At 74.9% G+C, this 19,555-nt stretch carries 17 protein-coding genes and 1 pseudogene; 3 read left to right on the plus strand and 15 right to left on the minus strand.

Annotated elements, in window-relative coordinates:
- Positions 1 to 136 precede the first annotated feature (136 nt).
- Complete coding sequence (locus tag BLU95_RS35525) at positions 137 to 1,285, plus strand: hypothetical protein (protein ID WP_159425128.1); 1,149 nt, start codon at positions 137 to 139, stop codon at positions 1,283 to 1,285.
- A gap of 190 nt (positions 1,286 to 1,475) precedes the next feature.
- On the opposite strand, the gene murQ is transcribed toward BLU95_RS35525, so the two are convergent.
- From murQ to BLU95_RS35565, 8 genes are all read right to left on the minus strand, one after another.
- On the minus strand, positions 1,476 to 2,390 hold the full coding sequence (gene murQ / locus BLU95_RS35530) for an N-acetylmuramic acid 6-phosphate etherase (RefSeq protein WP_093863600.1): 915 nt from the start codon (positions 2,388 to 2,390) through the stop codon (positions 1,476 to 1,478).
- 253 nt (positions 2,391 to 2,643) lie between these two features.
- Positions 2,644 to 2,961: a hypothetical protein gene (locus tag BLU95_RS35535; RefSeq protein WP_093863601.1), complete on the minus strand. Its 318-nt coding sequence runs from the start codon at positions 2,959 to 2,961 to the stop codon at positions 2,644 to 2,646.
- Positions 2,961 to 3,413, minus strand: a complete 453-nt coding sequence (locus tag BLU95_RS35540) for a hypothetical protein (RefSeq protein WP_093863602.1) — start codon at positions 3,411 to 3,413, stop codon at positions 2,961 to 2,963. The genes BLU95_RS35535 and BLU95_RS35540 overlap by 1 nt, the downstream gene beginning before the upstream one ends.
- Positions 3,400 to 4,266, minus strand: a complete 867-nt coding sequence (locus tag BLU95_RS35545; protein ID WP_231978047.1) for a P-loop NTPase family protein — start codon at positions 4,264 to 4,266, stop codon at positions 3,400 to 3,402. The genes BLU95_RS35540 and BLU95_RS35545 overlap by 14 nt, the downstream gene beginning before the upstream one ends.
- A 76-nt stretch (positions 4,267 to 4,342) precedes the next feature.
- The gene (locus BLU95_RS35550; protein ID WP_093863603.1) at positions 4,343 to 5,032 is read right to left on the minus strand and encodes a DUF6445 family protein; all 690 of its coding nucleotides are present in this window, start codon (positions 5,030 to 5,032) and stop codon (positions 4,343 to 4,345) included.
- A gap of 126 nt (positions 5,033 to 5,158) precedes the next feature.
- Positions 5,159 to 6,739, minus strand: coding sequence for an extracellular catalytic domain type 1 short-chain-length polyhydroxyalkanoate depolymerase (locus BLU95_RS35555; RefSeq protein WP_093863604.1), 1,581 nt, complete (start codon positions 6,737 to 6,739; stop codon positions 5,159 to 5,161).
- 148 nt (positions 6,740 to 6,887) lie between these two features.
- Positions 6,888 to 7,901, minus strand: a complete 1,014-nt coding sequence (locus BLU95_RS35560; RefSeq protein WP_093863605.1) for a YdcF family protein — start codon at positions 7,899 to 7,901, stop codon at positions 6,888 to 6,890.
- The gene (locus BLU95_RS35565; RefSeq protein ID WP_093863606.1) at positions 7,898 to 9,271 is read right to left on the minus strand and encodes an MFS transporter; all 1,374 of its coding nucleotides are present in this window, start codon (positions 9,269 to 9,271) and stop codon (positions 7,898 to 7,900) included. The genes BLU95_RS35560 and BLU95_RS35565 overlap by 4 nt, the downstream gene beginning before the upstream one ends.
- A gap of 89 nt (positions 9,272 to 9,360) precedes the next feature.
- On the opposite strand from BLU95_RS35565, the pseudogene BLU95_RS35570 reads away from it, so the two are divergent.
- Positions 9,361 to 9,882: pseudogene (locus tag BLU95_RS35570) on the plus strand (MarR family winged helix-turn-helix transcriptional regulator); the annotation flags it as partial.
- Positions 9,883 to 10,129: 247 nt separating this feature from the next.
- Here BLU95_RS35570 and BLU95_RS35575 read toward each other — a convergent pair.
- Both BLU95_RS35575 and BLU95_RS35580 read right to left on the minus strand, forming a co-directional pair.
- Entirely contained in the window at positions 10,130 to 11,746 is a 1,617-nt protein-coding gene (locus tag BLU95_RS35575; RefSeq protein ID WP_093863608.1) for an alpha/beta fold hydrolase, read from the minus strand.
- A 231-nt stretch (positions 11,747 to 11,977) separates the two neighbouring features.
- Complete coding sequence (locus BLU95_RS35580; protein WP_159425129.1) at positions 11,978 to 12,715, minus strand: TetR/AcrR family transcriptional regulator; 738 nt, start codon at positions 12,713 to 12,715, stop codon at positions 11,978 to 11,980.
- A gap of 106 nt (positions 12,716 to 12,821) precedes the next feature.
- On the opposite strand from BLU95_RS35580, the gene BLU95_RS35585 reads away from it, so the two are divergent.
- Positions 12,822 to 14,375 carry an MFS transporter gene (locus BLU95_RS35585; protein ID WP_093863610.1) on the plus strand — a complete coding sequence of 518 codons (1,554 nt, stop codon included), beginning with the start codon at positions 12,822 to 12,824 and terminating at the stop codon, positions 14,373 to 14,375.
- A gap of 21 nt (positions 14,376 to 14,396) precedes the next feature.
- On the opposite strand, the gene BLU95_RS35590 is transcribed toward BLU95_RS35585, so the two are convergent.
- The 5 genes from BLU95_RS35590 to BLU95_RS35610 all read right to left on the minus strand — a co-directional run bounded on the left by BLU95_RS35590 (position 14,397) and on the right by BLU95_RS35610 (position 19,511).
- Positions 14,397 to 15,179, minus strand: a complete 783-nt coding sequence (locus tag BLU95_RS35590) for a hypothetical protein (RefSeq protein WP_093863611.1) — start codon at positions 15,177 to 15,179, stop codon at positions 14,397 to 14,399.
- Between the two features lie 111 nt (positions 15,180 to 15,290).
- Positions 15,291 to 16,460: a substrate-binding domain-containing protein gene (locus BLU95_RS35595; protein WP_093863612.1), complete on the minus strand. Its 1,170-nt coding sequence runs from the start codon at positions 16,458 to 16,460 to the stop codon at positions 15,291 to 15,293.
- Complete coding sequence (locus tag BLU95_RS35600) at positions 16,457 to 17,695, minus strand: hypothetical protein (RefSeq protein WP_231978048.1); 1,239 nt, start codon at positions 17,693 to 17,695, stop codon at positions 16,457 to 16,459. Before BLU95_RS35600 ends, BLU95_RS35595 begins: the two co-directional genes overlap by 4 nt.
- Positions 17,696 to 17,793: 98 nt before the next feature.
- Positions 17,794 to 18,612: a lysophospholipid acyltransferase family protein gene (locus tag BLU95_RS35605; protein ID WP_093863614.1), complete on the minus strand. Its 819-nt coding sequence runs from the start codon at positions 18,610 to 18,612 to the stop codon at positions 17,794 to 17,796.
- Positions 18,609 to 19,511: a GNAT family N-acetyltransferase gene (locus BLU95_RS35610; protein ID WP_093863615.1), complete on the minus strand. Its 903-nt coding sequence runs from the start codon at positions 19,509 to 19,511 to the stop codon at positions 18,609 to 18,611. The genes BLU95_RS35605 and BLU95_RS35610 overlap by 4 nt, the downstream gene beginning before the upstream one ends.
- Positions 19,512 to 19,555 lie beyond the last annotated feature (44 nt).

Genomic DNA, 19,555 nt, shown 5'->3' on the forward strand with positions numbered 1-19,555 from the left:
GACCCGCCGGCGGCACCTCCGCTCGGCAGGCCATGACCTCCGAGGTAATCGACCCTCCGCACCCCCCGGGGCAGGGTGATCAACACCGGCCGGGAAGATCCCCGGACCGGTGCCGACACCATCGGAGGGGTTCGACATGACCGCAGTTCGCAGGCCCGCCCGCCGTCCGGCACGCCGCGGTCGGACCACCCTGTTCGCGGCCGCGACGGCCGGCGCGGTCGCGTTCGGTACGGTCGCCGCCACCGGCGCCACCGCCGCCACCGGCGCCACCGGCGCCACCGCCGGCACGGGCGACCCGGCGGCGCCCGGCGCGATCGCCGAGTGCGCGGGTCTTGAGCGCGAGGTGGAGCGGCTGGAGGGCCGGTTCACCCCCAACGCCTGTGCTTTCGTCCGCCGCCAGATCGCCTTCGGTGCGACACCGACCGGCACCGCGCCGAAGGACGGCGAGTTCGAGCACCCCCGGGTCCTGGCCTACCGCTCGGTCTTCGACGACTCGGCCACCCTCTGGGAGGCCGGCGGCATCCCGCAGCGCGGACCGGAGGCGATCAGCGCCGCGATCATCGGCTCGCTGCAACTCGTCCCGGACTTCCGCTACCGCGGCACCGAGGTGGTCGCCGACGGCGCGGTCGTGATGTTCGGCCAGTGGAACGAGGCGACCGTCAACGGCCACCCGGTCGCCTTCCCGCAGATCGCCCGGAACGTCCTCTCCGACGACGGCCGGACGATGCAGGCCCGCCGCTACTACGACCGGTACGAGCTGGTCCGGCCGGTCGCGCCCGAGCTGCGTCCGCTCTTCGACGGCGTCGCGGACCCGGCCGGGCCGGCCGGTCGCCCGGGCCGGCACGGTCCGGAGCCCTTCCGGGCCGGGGAGATCACCGCCCGGCTCGCCGCCTGGAACGGCGAGGACGTCGCCGCGCTGGTCGGCCGGACGGCCGGCGCACGGCTCGAAGGCCCCGGCCTGACCGCTCCGCTCGGCACCACCCAGGGTGCGAGCGAGTACCTCCGGCGGCTCTTCGCGCAGGCCGACGTCCGGTTCGAGGCGGGCCAGGTCGCCTTCGGCCGGACGACGACCTTCGTCGAGTGGCACGGGAAGGCCGTCCCCGAGTGGAGCAAGGACCCGGTGACGGGGAAGGGGACGGAGGTGCCGTTCGGCATCGTCGAGCGGTTCGGGCCCAAGGGCGAGTGGGAGCTGTCCTTCGACACCCTGCCGCTGATCGCCGACCGGGCCACGATCGGGGCGCTCTACAAGCGGATCCTCCCGCCCACCCCCGCTCGCCCGTCCTGACGCGACCGGGCCCGTTCTGACGCGACCGGGCCCGTCCTGAGGCGACCGGCCGGTCCCGGCCGTGCGGCCCGTCAGCGCCGCCCGGCCGGGGCCGCGCGCCCGGCGTCGGCCGGCCCGGCCTGCGGGTGCTGGTCGAGGGAGTCCGCGCGGAAGTCGCCCGCGAGAACGGCACCGTCGGGGATCCGAGGCCCTAACCCCCGCCACGCCGGGCGAGCTCCAGGGCCTCGCGCAGGTGGCCGTCCGCCGCGGTGAGCAGCCGGGCGGCGGTCGGGGCGCCGACCCCGGCGAGGACGACCAGGACGGCGGCCTTCGCGTCCCCGCCGGTGGCCGCCAGGGCCCGCCGCGCCGTCTCCTCGTCCGCACCGGTGATGTCGGCCACGATCCGCCGTGCGCGCTCGCGGAGCTTGGCGTTCCCGGCCCGGACGTCGACCATCAGATTTCCGTACGTCCGGCCGAGCCGGACCATGACCGCCGTCGAGATCAGGTTCAGCACCAGCTTCTGCGCCGTGCCCGCCTTGAGCCGGGTGGACCCGGCCAGCACCTCGGGCCCGGTCTCCACCTCGATCCCCAGCTCGGCGGCCGCGACCAGCGGCGACCCGGCCGTCCCCGCCAGCCCCACGCCCAGCGCCCCGGCCCGGCGCGCGTCGCGGACCGCCTCCACCGTGTACGGGGTGCGCCCGGAGGCGGAGACGCCGACCACCGTGTCCTCGGGCGTCAGCGCGAGCGCGGCCAGGTCGGCCACCGCCAGCTCCGGGCGGTCCTCCGCGCCCTCCACCGCGCGGACCAGCGCCGCCGGGCCGCCCGCGATCAGCCCGACCACCAGACCGGGGTCGGTGCCGAAGGTCGGCGGGCACTCGCTCGCGTCCAGCACCCCCAGTCGCCCGGCCGTCCCGGCGCCCGCGTAGACCAGCCGCCCGCCCCGCCGCATCCGGGCGGCGACGGCGTCCACCACGACAACGATCCTGGGCAGCTCCCGGGCCACCGCCCCGGCCACCGTGCGGTCCTCGGCGTTCAGCAGCCGCAGCAGTTCCGGCGTGTCCATCCGGTCGATCCCGGCCCACTCCGGTCGGGCCGCCTCGGTGACCGGCCGGTCGGTGTTCTCCATACGCTGCCCCTCCCCGCCCGCGCCCGCCGCCAACCGGACGGGGCGGGACGGAGACCGCGACGGGCCAGGGGGCGGGCCGCCACGCCGGTGGAGCGCTCTTGGTCGTGCGCGCGCCGCCGGGCCGATCCTCGCCGCCGGGCCGATCCTCGCCGCCGGGCCGTTCCTCGAGAGCCGGGGTCGTCCCGCCGCCGCCGACCTGGGTCTCCCGGCCGCGCAGGCCGTTCCTCGAGAGCCCGCCCCGCGGGAAGGGACGTCAGCCGAAGAGCTTCAGGGCCAGCGCGGCGATCCCGGTGCCGGCGAGTACGAGACCGCCGGCCGTCAGCAGGGCGCCGCGCTTGACGTTGGCGTCCTTGAACCCGCCGTAGGTGCTGAAGTAGAGCACCAGGCCGTCCGCGCAGATCAGCGCGCCGGTGATGAGGAGGACGAACCCGACGCTGATGTAGTCCCAGTCGTCGTGGAAGACCCGCTGGAAGTGCCCCGGGTTGCGGGAGGCGAGCAGACTGCCGGCGACGGTGAGCAGGGCGGCTCCGGCGGTCGCCAGCCCGAACTGCTTGGCGATGCGTTCCAACATCAGTACTGCCCTGCCTCTACTGGGAATCGGGAAAGCCGCTGCCGGACGTGCCTGAGGTGGTGCGGGGACCACTGCTCCCGGACGGACACCCGCACGAGGGTCTCCCGGAGCCGGTCGACCTCGCGGAGCACCGCCCGTTCCTCGACCTGGATCCGGGACCGGAGCGGAGCGACGGACACGCGGCCGAGCACGGTGGCGGTCGTCAGGAGCGCGACGGCCGCCGCCGTGCCGAGGACCGGCCAGAGCGGTCCCGACCCGGCCGCGGCCGTGCCGAGGACGAGGGCCACCGCGCCGCCGCCGACGACGACGGCCCGCAGGACCAGCAGGTACCGCAGTCTGGCCCGCTCCGGTTCGAGCGCCGTGTACCGCCCCTCCGCCTTCACCAGGTCCTCTTCGAACCCGCCGCGCCGCTCGCGGCGGTCCCCGTGGTCCCCGCGCTCACCGGCGACCACGGCCGGCCCCGTTCCGCTCCGGGAGGAGCAGTTCCTGGACGGTGCGTCCGAGGTTGCGGCGGAGCGGGCCCAACTGAGGGTCGTCCAGCAGCGACCGCTGCGCGCCGAGCCCCGGAAGCGGCTTGTACCGGATCAGCCGGGAACTCATCGGGACCACGGCGATGCGCAGCCGGGTCTCCTTCTCCAGGTCGCGCATCAGTCTGCAGAACCTCGACTCCGCGCCGGGCCCGCCCGGTCCGCCGGGGATGTAGTAGTCGCGGGCCTCGTCCAGCCGGTCCCAGTAGAGGTCCGCTTTCGAGACGACGACGGCGAGCCACTCCAGCCGCTTCGCGACCTCCTTGTCGATGATCCGGTAGACGAGTTCCCGGAAGTCGGCGCGCTCCTTCTCCAGGTGCCACTCGCGCAGGTCCTCGGCGGTGACGGTGCCGTGCTCGTACTCCAGGGTCTCCTGGACCTCCTGCTGGACACCGCGGTGCCAGATCCGGTTGTGGCCCCAGCAGGTCACGTAGATGATGCCGCGCGGCGAGGCGTCGCCCAGCATCGTCTCCCGCACGGCCTGCTCGCGCTCGTGCGATGCCTGACCCGGGATCACCACCACGGAGAGGCGCAGTTGCTTGGCGCCGTCGATCCGCAGCAGGCTCTGGTGCTTCTCCGGACGGGGACTGATGGTGCTGTCGCTCGCGCCGCCCCGGTAGGCGAGGGAGAGCGACTTGTAGAGCACCGTCTTGCCGGCGCCGGGCTCGCCGAGGACCGCGATCGGGTTCACCGAGGCCCCGAGGCCGGTGGGTGTCAGCCGGACGCCCTCGTCGTCCTCGTCGTCGCCGTTCTCCACCGCCTGGCCCTCGCGGGGCACGGAACGCCGCCCCTCGCCCTTCGGGGAGGCAGGGACGGCGTTCCGCGGTGTGGGGGGTGGGGGTCGGGTGGGGCCGTCAGGCCATCCAGAAGAAGACGGCGGTCATCCGCCGCTCCTCCAGGGTCAGGCCGTGGTACGAGGTGGCGCTGTGGATCAGGTTGGCGTGGTAGACGAGCAGGCGGTTGTAGCGGTTGGGGACGCGCACGTCCTCGGTGAAGGCGTCGGCCGGGACGCGGCGGGTGCCGAGCGCCTCGACCAGGTTGTTGTGGGGGGCGGTGACCAGGTTGCCGCCGAGCCGGCCGCCGGGGAACTGCTGGCGGTAGAAGCCGGTGCCGGCGTCCTTCGGCGCGCCGGGGCTGAGGTAGAGCACGGCCGCGAAGCGGCACAGCGCCCGGGAGTCGGTGTGCGGACGAGACTCCGACTCGGCGGTGCCCACCAGTTGGATGCAGTTGTGGTTGAGGGTGCCACCGCCAGGGGCGCTCTGCACCCAGAGCCGTGACGCTCCGGTGGCCTTGCGGACGAGCGCCTCCACCCGGGCCAGTTCGTCGGGCTCGAGACCGGGCATGGTGCGCAGTCCGGGCCAGGATTCCGGTCGGTAGGGGTAGCCCTCGGTCCAGTCGTTGCGGTCGAGGCAGCGGCGGCGGACGGCGTCCGGGTCCGGCAGGACGTCGTCGAACACCCAGTAGTCGCGGCCGGGTGTGGGCTTGCGGTAGGGCAGCACCGGGAGCGCGGCTGTCCGTCCTGGGCCTGGGGGCAGTGGAGGCATGGGCCGACCATAGGAGCGAGGGTCCCCAACGTTCTGCCGTGAGCAGGTCAACCTTTCGTCAAGGTGTCCGCGGACGGAGGGTGGTGGTGCGGGAGGTGAGGAAAGGAGAGGGGACGGGAGGGGCGGTCAGCAGGAGCCGTCGGCGAGCACGTAGTAGCCGGGGCCGGTCCGGCGCAGGGTGTGGACGGTGAAGGTGTTCCAGAGCCCCATCGCCTGTCCGGAACCGAGCGCGTACACCAGGCCGCCGCTCAGGGTGGCCCGCCCGGCCGCCACCTGGTGGTAGTTGTCGGTGGTGTAGCACGGTGCCGGGCCGCCCGGTGCGGTGACGGTGACGGCGGCCGACCGGGTGCCCGCGGTGCCGTCGGCGGAGACCGCGGCCACCGCGTAGCCGTAGGCCGTGCCGGCGCTCAGACCGCTGTCGGTCCAGGTGGTGCCGGTCGGGTCCGCGACCGGGGCGCCGTCCCGGAAGACCCGGTAGGAGGCGGCGCCGGTGACGGGCTGCCAGCCGAGCGCCACGGTGTCGCCCCCGGTCACGGTGGCCGTCAGCCCGCTCGGCGCGGGCAGCCCCGGGACCGTCGGCCCGCCGCCGTCCAGGCCCCAGAAGAGCGCGGTGTGGTAGCCGGAGCAGATCGCGTCCAGGAAGTACGCGCCGGTGGCCCCGCACCTGTCCGCTCCCGAGCCCGGGGCTACGGCCAGTCCGTGCCCCATGCCCGCGATCGAGTACAGCGCGACGGCTGGCCGCCCACCGGCGTCGTCGTAGCGGGTCTCGGTGGTGCCGCCGGGCAGGCTCCGGGTGCCGGAGGGGCTCTGGCCGATGCCCCACACCTCCGTCCACTGGTCGCGCAGTTCGGTGGCGTTGACCGGCCGGACGGTGGTGTCGGCCGTGCCCTGCCAGATCGCCACCCGGGGCCAGGGCCCGGGGTGGCCGGGGTCGGCGCGGCGGACCTTCTCCGCCCACTGGGCGGGCGTGAGCCGCTGGTCGTTGTTCTGGCAGGACGAGGCCGCGGACAGGGTGGCGGCGCAGTGCGCGGGCGGACCGGCGTCGACGGCCCCGCCGGCGAACACGTCCGGGTAGTCGGCCAGCAGGTCGGCGGCCATCCCGCCCCCGGCGGACAGGCCGGTGACGAACACCCGGCCGCGGTCCGTGCCGAAGAGGTCCCCGGCCCTGGTGACCATCTGGAGCACGGAGGCGGCCTCGCCGACACCGCGGGCGTTCTGCGCGGCGTCGAACCAGCGGAAGCAGGAGAGCGGGTTGTTGGTGGTGCCGGTCTGCGGGAAGACCACGGCGAAGCGGTAGCGGTCGGCGAGTTCGGGCCAGCCGGAGTGCCGGTAGTAGTCGTCGGCGGTCTGGGTGCAGCCGTGCAGGGCGACCACCAGGGGCGCGCCGCCGGGCAGCGCGGCCGGGGTGTAGGTGTACATCGCGAGGTTGCCGGGGTTGCTGCCGAACCCGGTGACCTCCTGGAAGGTGCCGTTGGTGGTGGATCGTGCGGAGGCGGAGGTGGCGGCGGGGGCTGGGGCGTGGGCGGGCGTCGGCGCGGTCGCGGCCGTCGAGGCGGTGGTGGGGAGCAGCAGCGTCGCCGCGGTGAGCAGCGCGACGAGGGCTGCGCGGGCTGCGCCGCCCGCCCGGTGGACGCGGCGGTCGGTCGGCGGGGCGGTCGATGAAGCGGTCGGCGGGGCGGTCGGCGGGGCGGTGGGGGACACGGCCATGGGGGACTCCGGGTGGGGGAGGAGTGCAGGACCTTGCCGTGCAGCGTGCCCGGGCCCCTCCCCGGTCGCCATGGCGCCAACGGCCGTCCCCCGGTGCCCGGTCGTGGGTGGTGCCGCCATGGCGGTACCACCCACGACCGGGGTGGGGTCAGGCGCCGGGGCTCAGCGCCGCGGCGACGAGTCCGCAGACGGCGACGAAGCCGCAGATCCCGAAGTTGACCAACTTGTGCGACAGGAAGACGGCGGCGAACTCGCGGATCGTCGCGCTCGGCCAGTAGTACCGGGCGGTGGGGGAGCCGCAGACCTGGCCGTTGACCCCGGTGGTGCGGGCCGTCAGGGCGGCCCGGAAGGCATGGAAGTTGTTGGTGACGACCACGCAGCGGTAGTCGGGCTTCGACCGCTCCATGATCTCCTTGCTGAACAGCAGGTTCTCCTCGGTGGTCCGGGAACGGTCCTCGCGCTCCAGGTGCTCGGCCGGGAAGCCGCGTTCGAGCAGGTAGTCCGCCATCGCGTGCGACTCCGGCACCTTCTCGTCCGGACCCTGGCCGCCCGAGGTGATCAGCACCGGCGGGTTGCCCCGTGCCGACTGCAGCTCGTAGAGCGCGCGGCCGAGGTCGAGCCGGCTGGCGAGCAGCGGCGGCACCCGGTCGCCGCCGATCAGGCCCGAGCCCAGTACCACCACGAAGTCCACCTCCTTGCGCGGCAGGTGGCGCTGGTAGAGGAAGGCGTAGCCGACGAAGCAGACGAAGAGGAAGGACACGTAGCCGACCACCAGGAGCGCGGTGGCGGCGAGGACGCCGAGGCGCGGGGAGTCGGTGACGACGGCTGCCCCGAGCAGACCGATCAGCCCGATGATGCCGAGGCCGGCGAGCAGCGAGAGCAGGTTCGCCGGCCGCCGGCCCTCCTTGCGGATCATCGTCACTCCGTTGGAGAGGAGGAACCAGACCAGGGCCACCGTGCCGACCGTCGGCAGCAGGGCGATGACGGCCACCGTCAGCTCGGCCACCAGGGTCGGCGCCCGGCGCACCTCCGCGATCAGCGCCAGGGCCAGCAGCGACACCCCGATGCCGAGCAGGACGGCATTGCTGAACTTGCGTCGGTCGCGCAGGACTCCGATTCCGCAGAGGAGGAAGAAGAAGGCCGCTGGGGCATAGGCGATCATGTGCGTATCGTAGGGTCCCGCCGGGCGGCCCCGACCGCGGCCTCCTCGGCTGCGGGAGGCGCCCCGGTGACCTGGGGGCCGGTCGCCGCCGGGCCCTTGCCCGAGGAGTGCCGGCCGTCCGCCGGGCCGCCCGCCGGACTCTCCGTCAGGCCGTCCGCGTCGGTGCGGCACCCGATCCGGCGGACACCCGGGACGACGGCGGCCCCGCCACAGGCCAGCGCTACCAGGGCGGCCGTGACGAGCAGTGGCCCGGTGCTCCCCCAGGCGTCCGCGGCCAGCGGTGCGAGCGTGTACCCCAGCGGGGCGGCGGCGAGCGACAGCAGCCAGTCGTAGGAGGTGACCCGGGCCAGCACCTGCGGCGGGAACTCCTGCTGCACCACGGTCTGCCACACCGGGTTGAGGAAGCCCAGCCCGGTCATCGCCAGGGCGTACGAGGCGACGGTGACCGGTGCGGGCGCCGTCGCCGCCAGGGCGACCAGCGGCAGCGCGTACAGGGCGAGGCCGAGGGAGGAGACCAGCAGCGGGCGCCGGGGCCGGAACCGGCCGGCGAGCAGCGAACCGGCCAGCACGCCGAAGGCGGCCGCCTGGGTCATCGCGATCCACACGCCCTCCCCGCCCATCCGCCGGGAGGCGATCAGCGGTCCGAGGGTGAGCAGGACGGCGGCTGCGCCGTTCCACACGGCATGGCCGATCAGGCTGGTCCAGTACCAGTCGCGCGAGCGGACCTCGCTCCAGCCCCGGACCAGGTCGGCGCGCAGCGACGACCTGCGCTCGGCCGGGGCACGGCGCACCTTCAGCCGCGTCAGCAGCGCGGCGCTGACCAGGAAGGAGGCGCCGTCCAGCAGGAACGCCCAGCCGGGGCCCGCGGTCAGGACGAGGAGGCCGGCCAGCGCCGGGCCGCCGAGCCGGGCGCCGTTGACGGCGGAGGCCAGCAGGGCGTTGGCGCGCAGCCGCTGCGGACCGTCCACGGCGACCGCCACCAGCGGGCTGGCGGTCGGCATCGCGAACGCCGAGGCGATGCCGCCGACGGCCTCGGCGGCCGCGACGGCGGCGAGGCTGGGCCGGTCGCCGAGGAGTTCGACACCGACGGCGATCTGGGCGACGGCCCGGACCAGATCGGTGACGAGCGCGACCAGCCGGGGGTCGACCCGGTCCCCGACGACGCCGCCCAGGGGGAGCAGCAGCAGGCGCGGAACCATCGCGCAGCCCAGCACCAGGGCCAGCGCGGAGGAGGAGCCGGTCGCCCGGGTGACGGCGATGGCGAGGGCGGCGGGGACGACGGCGTCCCCCAGGGTGGAGATCGTCCGGCCGAGGAAGAGCAGTCGGAAGGCGGGCAGACGCAGCGGGTGCGGGTGGTGGGTCGAAGTCACGGCAGCACTGTATTTCGGTGCCGAAATTTCGTCAACGAAATATCGGGAACCCGAAAGCCCCTGGTCGGGGGCCGCCTAGACTCGGGGGTATGACACCCGGGACACCCGCGACGCACCGGGCGGCGGCCGACCGGCCCCGCGACTGGACCGACGGCCACGTCGACCGCTGGCGGCCGGTGCTGCCGCACCTGGATCCGGACGTCGAGGGCGCCGTCACCCGGATGAGCAAGCTCACCCGGCACCTCGGCCGGGTCCGTGAGCAGGGCGTGGCCGACTACGGACTGCAGAAGCACGAGTTCGACACCCTGCACGGGCTGGCCGGCCGCGGCGGCCGGGCCACCCCGTCCGAGCTGCGCGCCGACCTCGGCCTGGCGCCCGCCTCGGTGACCGGGCGTCTGGAGGCACTGGAACGGCGCGGATTCGTCGTCCGCACGCCGTCCAGCGACGACCGCCGCCGGGTCGACGTCGAACTGACCGAACAGGGCCGACTGGCCTGGGCGCAGGCGCTGGACGTGGTCGGCCGGGAGGAGCACCGACTGCTCGGCGTGCTCTCCCCGGCCGAGCGGCACCAGCTCGCCGATCTGCTGCGCCGGGTGCTGCTGGCCGCCGAGGGGCCGCCGCCGGAGCCGGGATCGCGTACCGGCCCGCAGCCCGGCGCCGACCCCCGGCTGGGCCCGGCGGCCGCGGCCTGGACCTTCTCCGGCACCGAGCCCAGGACCGACCCCCCGGCGGCCGACTGGCACGGCCACGACTGAGGCCGGAGGCCATGGCCGAGGACGGAGCCGAAGCCATGGCCGGAGCCGGAGCCGGAGCCGGAGCCGTGGAGCCGGAGCCGTGGAGCCGGGAGCGGAGTCGGGGTCAGCTCCAGGGGCCGACCGTGAGCCGGATCCTGGCGTCGGGGCCGAGGATCGGGCGGGTGGTGGCCGGAAGCGGGACGTGGGCGAGCCAGGCGTCGGCGCGCGGGTCCTCGTCCGGCAGCGGCGGGCCGCTCGGGTGGAGGTCCCGGATCGCGCCGTCCACCTCGGAGTTCCAGTGCGCCCAGGCCGCCGGACGCGGGGAGTCGGTGTCCACGTCGACGATCAGGGTGTCCGCGAAGTCGGCGGTCTGCTCCAGGTGGTCGCCGAAGCCGAAGAACCCGTTGTGCTCCTTGAGCCCGAGCACCCGCAGGTCGAGCGCGAACCGCACCGGCTCGCTCGCCCCCGGCCGTGTCCCGTCCACCGCCCTGTCCACCGCCGAGCGCTCCGCGTCCTCCCGCGGCGGGAGCAGCTTGCTGGAGAGGAAGGTGGTCGCCAGCTGGACGGCGCCGTCCCGGCCGGCCCGGGCCTGACGGGTGGCCGAGGTGGGGTCGGAGAGCTGGACCGGGCACCAGTGCGGGGCGGCGCGTTCGTGCAGCAGTACCGGCAGTCCGCGGACCTGGAGCCGCACCTCGGCCTGCCAGGTGACGTCCGGGTCGCGGTCCGGCAGGGTCACGCCGACCAGGTCGACCCGGGCCCGCAGGTCTCCGAACAGGAAGCGGCGCAGGTTCTGGTAGCCCTCCTCGGAGTTGACCAGTCCGTACCGGCCGCTGTGGCTGCGGTGCGTGAACGCCCGGTTGGCCCCGGTGACCTGGGCGTTCTCGATCTGCACCAGACCGTCGCTGCGCGGGCCGACGGCCGAGGCGGAGATGCCGTGGGCGACGTCGTAGTCCTCGGAGTCGGTGCCGATCATGCAGAAGATCCGGTCGAGCGGGAACCCGCCCGCGGCCTCCTGGGGCGTCCCGCTGCCGTCGTCGTCCGGCAGGTCGACGGCCCGCCAGCCGTCCGGCGGCCCGTCCGGAGCGGGATCCGGCGTCAGGTACTGGTACATCCGGTCGGGTCCGAAGACGTCCGAGCCGTTCAGGGCGAAGGTGTCGCGCAGGAGTTCGGGGACGCCGAAGCCGACCGCGAAGGTGATGCCGCCGTGCGGCGTTCCGTAGGTGAACAGTTTCGACACGTAGTCGGTGGCGCGCTTTCCCCGGCGCTGCTCGGGGATGACCTTCTGGAGCAGGCAGCGGCAGATCAGTCCGCCCATCGAGTGGGCGACCAGGTGGACCCGCGGCGCGCCGGTGCGCTCCCGCAGGTCCTCGATCAGCCGGAGGAGGTCCTCGGCGGCGTGCTCCAGGCTGAACGCCTCGGGTTCGCCGCCCCAGGTGCCGGAGCAGCGGTCGTAGAAGCGGTGGATCCAGATGCTGTCGGGGCGGATGTCCTTGGGGTGGTTCGCCAGATAGGCCTCCTGGCCGCCCTCGACGAGGACGTGGTAGCCCTCGTCGGTGAGCAGGCGCACTAACGGGCTTTCGAACTGGTAGAAGACGGGGGAGTCCTGGCGCCCGACGCGGATGTGCGTCGAGCCTTCGTTGAATCCGTAGAACGGATCCGTCACGGCCTTCTCGATCCCGGGGGTGCCACCGGCGTATCCCCGGACATAGACGATCGGGAGTCTGGAGGACGGCGTACTCATGGCCGGCCTGCCCTCTCGGCGGCCGGTACCGGCCGGCACCGGCCGACCCGTTGATGTGGGAGCTTCTTCCTCCCAGTGTCGGCCGCCGGGGCGGCGCTGTCACCCCCCGTGTTCGGACCGTTGATGGGTCGTCACTGCCCGTCGCGACCAGGGATGTCGGACCGGCCGACCTGCCGGGCGGGGACGGTCGGGCGGTCGCGGGGCAGTCCGCGGCCGGACGGCTCGGACGGATCAGCGACGGTCGGGCGGCAGCAGCGCGGCGAGTCCGTCGAGGATGCGGTCGAGGCCGAAGTCGAACCGGGCGTCCAGATCGGGGCCGGTCAGGTCGTCGGCCATCGCGACGAGGTTGGGGAACTCCGCGGCGGGCAGTGCGCGGAAGCGCTCGGCGGCGGCGTCGGCGACCTCGCGCCGCCCGGCTCCGGCGGTCTCGGCGGCCGCCATCGGGGACTCCTCCTGGAGGACGAAGCCCTGGACGTACGCGCCGAGCAGATAGGAGATCATCGCGCTGTCGGCGGGGGAGAAGCCGGCCTCCCGCAGCCGGTCGAGCTGGTCCTCCATCAGCCGCAGCAGGTGGGGGCCCGGGGCGAGCCGGCCCGCCACCACCTTGGCCGCGTCCCGCCTGCCCAGCAGGTGGGCGCGGTAGCGCCGGCAGTAGCCGCGCAGCTGGGTGCGCCAGTCGCCGGTGCGCGGCGGGGCCTCGGCGTCGGCCATCAGCGCGTCGTTGAGCAGGTCGAGCAGTTCCTCCTTGTTGCGGACGTGCCAGTACAGCGAGGCGGCCCTGACCCCGACCTCGGCGGCGACCTTGCGCATCGACAGGCCGGCCAGGCCCTCGCGCTCCAGGACCCGCAGGGCGGCCCGGGCGAGGGCGTCGCGGGTGAGTCCGGGCTGGGCGGCGTCGTCCTCGTCGGCAGGCATGAGGTCCTCGCTGTTCTTCGGGCGGAGCGGGCCGGGCCCGAATTCCAGTTGCAATCTAACACCGTTAGGGGCACGCTGTCCCCCGTCGAACCCGCCCCTAACGCCGTTAGGGATCCCGGGGGCACGCAGGTGTCCCGGGAACACGAGAGAGGAACACCCGATGGGGGAGAGCGGGGCGCCGGACGTCCGGCGCCGCCAGCGGCTCGCGCTCGCGACGCTGTGCACCACCATGTTCATGTCCATGCTGGACAACGTCATCGTCAACAACGCCCTGCCACGCATCGGCGAGGACCTCGACGCGGGCATCACCGGCCTCCAGTGGGTCGCCGAGGGATACAGCCTGGTCTTCGCCGCGCTGCTGCTCACCGGTGGCGCGCTCGGCGACCGGTACGGCCGCACCGCCGTCTTCCGGCTGGGCCTGGCGCTGTTCACGCTGGGGTCGGCCGCCGGGGCGCTGGCCGGAACCACCGGGGCCCTGGTCGCCGCGCGGATGCTCCAGGGTGTCGGCGCGGCCCTGCTCACCCCCGGCAGCCTCGCCATCCTGCGGCACGTCTTCACCGACGAACGGGAGCGCACCCGGGCCATCGGCCGGTGGTCCGGCGTCTCCGCGCTCGGCCTCTCGGTCGGCCCGGTGGTCGGCGGCCCGATGGTCGAGGCCTTCGGCTGGGCGAGCGTGTTCTGGATCAACGTCCCGATCGGCGTCGCCGCGCTCGTCCTGTCGGCCCGGGTGCTCCCGGCCGTCCCGGGCCGGGCCCGGCGGATCGACCTCGGCGGCCTCGTGCTCTCGGCGCTCGGCCTGGGCGCGGCCGTCCACACCCTGGTCGAGGGTCCGGACCGCGGCTGGACCGACGGCCGGGTGCTCACCACGGCGGCACTCGCGGTGCTGCTGCTGACGGCGTTCCTGCTGCTCGAACTGCGGACCGCCGAGCCGATGCTCGATCTCCGGCTGTTCCGCGACGGCGTGCTGGGCGGCGCGCTGCTGGGCGGATTCGCGGTGAGCTTCGGAATGTTCGGCGCGCTGTTCTTCCTGCCGCTGCTGATGCAGGGCGTCCTGGACTGGTCCCCGACGGCCGCCGGTCTCGCCGGGCTGCCGATGACGGCCATGATCGTCGTCGCGGGCCCGCTCTCGGCGCAGCTGACCGGCCGGTACGGACCCCGGCTCCCGCTGGTCCTGGGCATCGCCCTGTGCGCGGTCGGCCTTGCCGGTCTCTCCCGCTACGGCGAGAACGCCCACTACGCGGAGTACCTGTGGACGCTGTTCGTCCTCGGCCTGGGCCTGGGGACGACCTTCACCCCGGTCTCGATCGCCGTCCTGCAGCGGGTCGCCCCGGAGCGGATCGGCACCGCCTCGGCGACCGTCAACACCCTGCGCGAACTCGGCGGAGTGCTCGGCATCGCCGTCCTCGGCGCCGTCCTGACCCACCGCCTGGCCGGCTCCCTGGCCGGCCTCGGCCTCCCGCCCGAGGCCCTGACCGCCGCCACCGCGCCGGGCGCGGCCACCGCCGGGCTGCCCGGACCGGTCAGGTCGGCCGTCGAGGCCGCCTTCACCGACGGTATCCAGCTCGCCCTGCGCTGCGGCTCCGCCGCCCTGGCCCTGGCCGCCGTGCTGGTCGCCCTGCTGCTGCGCCGGGCCGCGCCGGGCCCGGCGGGACCGCGGGGCCCGGCCGGAGCCCGGCCCCGCGCGCAGGCCCCGGCCGGTGCCCGGCCGGAGTGAGGGAGCGGCGCCCCGCGGCCGTCAGCGGAAGACGGCGATCGCATGCACCTCCAGCGTCGCCTCCGCCGGGTCCCAGCCGTGGACGGTGCCGAGGCAGTACCCGGCGCGGGTCTGCGCGCCGGCCGCGGAGTCGCTCAGCCCCGGGCGGGTGCAGGTGACCCGTACCCGCCCGCTGCGGGAGAGATCGCCGGGACGGCCGTAGCGGGCCAGGAAGACCGTGCTGCCCTCGGCGGTGTCCGGCCCCGGAGCGACGGCCTGGAACTTCCCCCGGAGCAGCACGTACGCCTCCGCCCGGGAGAGCCGGACCCCGGGCGGACGCGGACCGGAGTCCTCGACCACGTCCAGCGACCGGGCCAGGGCCCGGTTCTTCCGGACGGTGCCGGACAGCAGGTCGGCGTGGATGATGCCGTCCCGGTCGTCGAGCGCCTTGATGATCACGCCGATCACGTCGATCGGCGCGTCGCTCCGCACGTACCGGCTGATCCGTTCCTCCGCGGCCTCCGTGCCGATGCCGACCGTCGTGCCCGGCAGCTCGCCGCCGAAGTGCAGGTTGCGGGTGATCCGTTGCTCGACCTCCTGGGTCAGGGCGGCGGTGTAGCGGCCCATCCGGTAGATGTCCATGACGGCCTTGTCGTCCAGGTGGACGCAGGCCTTGGTGGTGACGTCCACGCCGGCCGGCGGCCGCTTGCGGCGCAGCTCCAGGCCGCCGACGGCCAGCAGCGCGACCAGGCTGCCGAACGCCACCAGCCAGGTGGCGAGTTCGAGCCCGAGCACGCCCCACGAGGACTCGTCGAGAATGGTCACCGGTCTCCGATCACGAGGGCTGTGCGGAACACGAGGGCTGTGGGCCACGAGGGCTGTGGGGCACGCGGGCCGTGGGCCACGAGGGCTGTGCGGTCACGTCGGCCGCCCGGGTCACGGGGGCGGTGGGAGTGCCGGCGGCGAGGGTGCCGGGGAGCGGGTCGGGCCCGGGCCCGTCGCCGGGGTGTCGGCCCGGTACTGGGCCAGGAGGCGCTGGACGACCTCCGGCCGGTCGGGGAAGTAGAGGGCGTTGCCGATCGGGCGCTCCAGCCGGGGATCCCGGTCGACGGCCGGGTCGATCGGGCGGCGCAGCGTGAGCGTCATGATCTTCTTCTGCGCGGCGGGCGCGAGCAGCCACGCCAGCACCCGGTCGTAGGCGGCCCGCTTCGTCGGGTCGAGCAGCAGCAGCGGGTAGTCGGACAGCACGATGCCGTCCTGCGGGTAGACCAGCTCCAGCGGTTCGCGCAGGCGCCCGTCCCCGCCGAGCGCGAGCAGGTCCGACTCGTAGGCGATCACCGCGTCGGCCCGGTCCTGGTGGTCGAGGTAGGCGTCGACCAGGGCGTGGGTGGACGGCGCGGCGAGGGTCCGGCCGGTCAGGAAACCGCGGACCCGGTCCTGGGCGACGTCCTCCGGGCGGAGGGCCTCGCCGGTCCCGGCGCCGGCGGTCGCCACGGCGACGAGGGCGGCGAGCCCGCTGTGGGCGACGGTCGGGTCGCTCATCGCGTACCGCAGCTCCCCGTGCTCGGCCGCCGCGGCGATGTCGGCCCAGGACGGCTGCCGCGCGCCCGCGCCGGGCCACAGGCGGTGCGCGGTGCTCCGCCTCACGCCGAGGACGAGCGGCGACATCATGGTGCGGGTGGAGAGCGGGGTGCCCGTCCCGCCCGCGGCCTTGACGTTCAGTCGCAGCCAGCGGTCGGAGGAGAGCCAGGCCAGGTGGTGCCGGTCGGGCGTGCCGGAGCCGAGCAGTTCGCTCGCGCTGACGGTGCCGCCGAAGTCCAGCTCCAGGGCGATCCCGGTGGCGCGGCGCAGGTCGTCCAGGACCGGCCGGAGGTCGGTCAGCTCCGCGCTGGCCAGGACGGACAGCGTGGTGCCGGTGGGTGCGCCCGGACCGCAGCCGGCCACCGGGGCGGCGGAGCAGACGAGCAGGACCAGGGCGAGGAGCGCCCGGGCGGGCAGTCGAGCGGCGGTGGTGGTGGTGGTGGAGGCGGCGGAGCGGACGCGGCGGCGGGCACGGTCGGCGCGCCGCCCCCGGGTGCGCCGGTGCCACCGGTCCGGCGGGTTCACGGGGTCGCTCCCGGAGCCGGGGTGCCGGGGTCGGCCGGACAGTCGCCGACCCTGCGGACCATCCGGTTCAGGATCTCCTGGGTCGGCATGACGGTCCTGGTGTCGTCGGTGCGGGTGTCCGGGGCCGGGATGCCGCGCGCGCCGAGGTACGTCCGGAGCTCGCCGGAGTCGGTGTCGTCGCCGATGGTGCGGAAGCCCAGGGCCACGGCGCGCTCGCGCAGCCGGCGGTCGTGGGTGAGCAGTTCGCCGAGCCGGTCGGCCTCCGGCCGGAGCGAGATGTACTGCGGCTGGGTGATGAACCGGGAGGTCGGGTACAGCAGGACGCGCTCGGTGTCGAGCCGGTGCCGGGTGTCCTGGAAACGCGTCTGGTAGGCGAGGTACTGGTGCTCGTAGACCACCACCACGGGGGCGATGCCGCGGCCCTCGGGGCTGGCGTACGGCTCGAAGACGTCCACCCCGGGCATGCCCTGCGCCGAGAGCAGCGGTTTGATCCGGTCGGCGAGTTCGTCGGCGCCCGGGCCCTCGGGGACGCGGCCCCCGTTCTCGGTGAACGCGACCTGGGCCAGGAAGGTCTCGGCCGAGTTCGACTGGCAGATGTGGGAGGTCTGGGCGACCACGACGTTGCCGTTGGTGGTGCCGTGGCGGTCGATCCGGAGGTCGTTCCAGGACCGGTGGGTGGCCCCCTGCTGCAGGAACGCGGCCAGGTCGAGGCTGTAGTAGAGAGGCTCCTCGCCGCGCCCGGTCGGGTACTGCGGGGTGGCGATCCCGTTGTCCTCCAGGGTCCGGGCGTAGTCCCGGTAGGTGGCGAGCACCAGTGGGCTGACGAACGGGTTGTACGCCTTGGAGTATCCGTTCTCCCGTTTCAGCCGGGCCAGGATGTCGTTGGCCGGCGGCCGGCCGGAGGGGAGGAGGAAGGCCAGCCGGGAGTAGTCGCCGTTGACCAGCTCCTGCGAACCGGAGGCGGTGACGTGGACCCGGATGCCGTGGCGCAGCAGCAGCCGTTGGACCTCGGGGTCCTCGAAGAACGCCGCTTTGGAGCCGGTGCGGCCCTCCAGGAGGAGGACCTTGTCGAACGGGAGCAGCAGGTGGCCGGAGAGTGCCAGCGAGGTGGTGCCGGCGAGGAACAGCGCCAGCAGCCCGGCCACGGCGGCGGTGAACCGGGGGCGCCTGCGGACGATCGAGCGCTGGCGTTTGACGGTGAGTCTCGGCTCTTCAACAGCCGTTCCCTCATGCATGACTGACACTGTGTCAGGGCAGGGGTCGGGCGGGCGGCCGAAGAACGGAGTTCACCGGATGGTTGTCCCGTGGTTCTGTCGGCCGCCGGCGACGGTGCTCAGCGGATGCCCTCCACCGAGGTCTGGGCGGCGTGGGCGAGTTCCTTCCGCGCCGCCCAGCGGCGGGCCGGGTCGGCCGCCGGAGCGGGGACGGTCGGGCGGAAGGTGAGTTCGGCCACCAGGCCGCGGACGGCGACCACCCGGGCCAGCGAGGTGGCCAGGTCGTCCTCGCCGACGAAGGCGGGGGCGCTGGTGGCGCGCCCGTCGGCGAGCCGGTAGCGGATCGAGACGGGCTGGACGGCGGCGCCGGACCGGACGGCGGCCTCGAAGAACGCCGGCCGGAACCGTCCGCTCTCCCGTCCGCACCAGGTGGACCCCTCCGGGAACACGATCACCGGGTGACCGGCCCGCAGCCGGTCGGTCACCTCGGCGACGGTCGCCGGAAGGGCGCGCAGTCGGTCGCGGTCCAGGAACACGGTGCCGCCCCAGGCGACGAGCCGCCCCAGCACCGGCCAGTCCCGCACCTCGGTCTTGGCGACCGACCGGCCCGGCCGGGCGGCGGCGATCAGCGGGATGTCCAGCCAGGAGACGTGGTTGGCCACCAGCAGCACCCCGCCCGGGCCGGCCGGGGCCGGGCCGGGCACGATCCGGACCGCGACGCCCAGCGCGCCGAGCAGCCCGCGCGCCCAGAACCGGGCCAGCGCGCCGCGCGGGCCCGGCGGCAGCAGCCGCACCGGCGGGATCAGCGCCAGCCCCGCCACGAGCAGCACCAGGAAGCCCGTCAGCCGCAGCACCCGGCGGGGGAGGGCGACGGTCGGTGCCGGATCGGTCAGACAGGCCTCCGGGGTGCAGGAGGCCGTCGGCAGCCAGACGCTCATGAGGCCGGTCCCGCCTCCACCGCGTCCGTACCGGCGTCCGTCCGCGTGCCCGGGGCCGGCGCGGCCGCCGCGCCCACGCCGCCGACGCCGGACAGGAAGTGCCGCAGGTAGCGCGGGTCGGTGCGCTCCAGCGACAGCAGGACGTACAGGTCGGCGCAGTCGAAGTCCGGGTCGTGCGCGGGCGCGCCGCAGACCCAGGCGCCCAGCCGGAGGTAGCCGCGGAGCAGGGGCGGCAGCGGTGCCCGGTCGGCCCGCGCGACGCCGGTGGCGTCCCAGGGGCGGTGCGGGGCGACCCGGTACTGCTCGGGGGCGAGGTGCTTGGCGGAGACGGTGTCCCAGACCCGGGCGGCGGTGGCGCCGCCGTCCTCCAGCGGGATCGAGCAGCAGCCGCCGACCCAGGTGTTGCCGGTGTCGGCGAGGTAGCGGGCGATGCCGCCCCACATGAGGTTGATGACGGCGCCGTTGCCCCGGTGCTCGGCGGCGATGCAGGAGCGGCCGAGCTCGACCAGCCCGTCGCGCAGCGGGGCGAGGTTGCCGAGGTCGAACTCGCCGTCCGAGTAGAGCCGGCCGGCCCGGCGGGCGGCCTCGGGGCGCAGCAGCCGGTAGGTGCCGACGACGGCGCCGTCCTCGCCCTCGCGGACGAGCAGGTGGTCGCAGAAGTCGTCGAACGGGTCGACGTCCAGCCCCGGGACGGTGCTGTGCAGGCTGGCGCCGAGCTCGTCGGCGAAGACCTGGTGCCGCAGCCGCTGGGCGGCGCGGACGTCGGCCTCGTCGCGGGCCAGCGAGACGGTGTAGACGGCGGAGGCGGAGCCGGACGCGGCGGACGGGCGCGCGGCGGGCACCGGGGTGGCCCGGGTGGGGGTGACTGCGGTCGGAGTGTACGTGGGGACGGTGGTCATGGCAGACCCTCCAGGGCAGCACGGACGACGGCCGCCACGGCGTT

The sequence above is a fragment of the Streptomyces sp. TLI_053 genome (genome assembly GCF_900105395.1).
In the GTDB taxonomy this organism is placed as follows: domain Bacteria; phylum Actinomycetota; class Actinomycetes; order Streptomycetales; family Streptomycetaceae; genus Kitasatospora.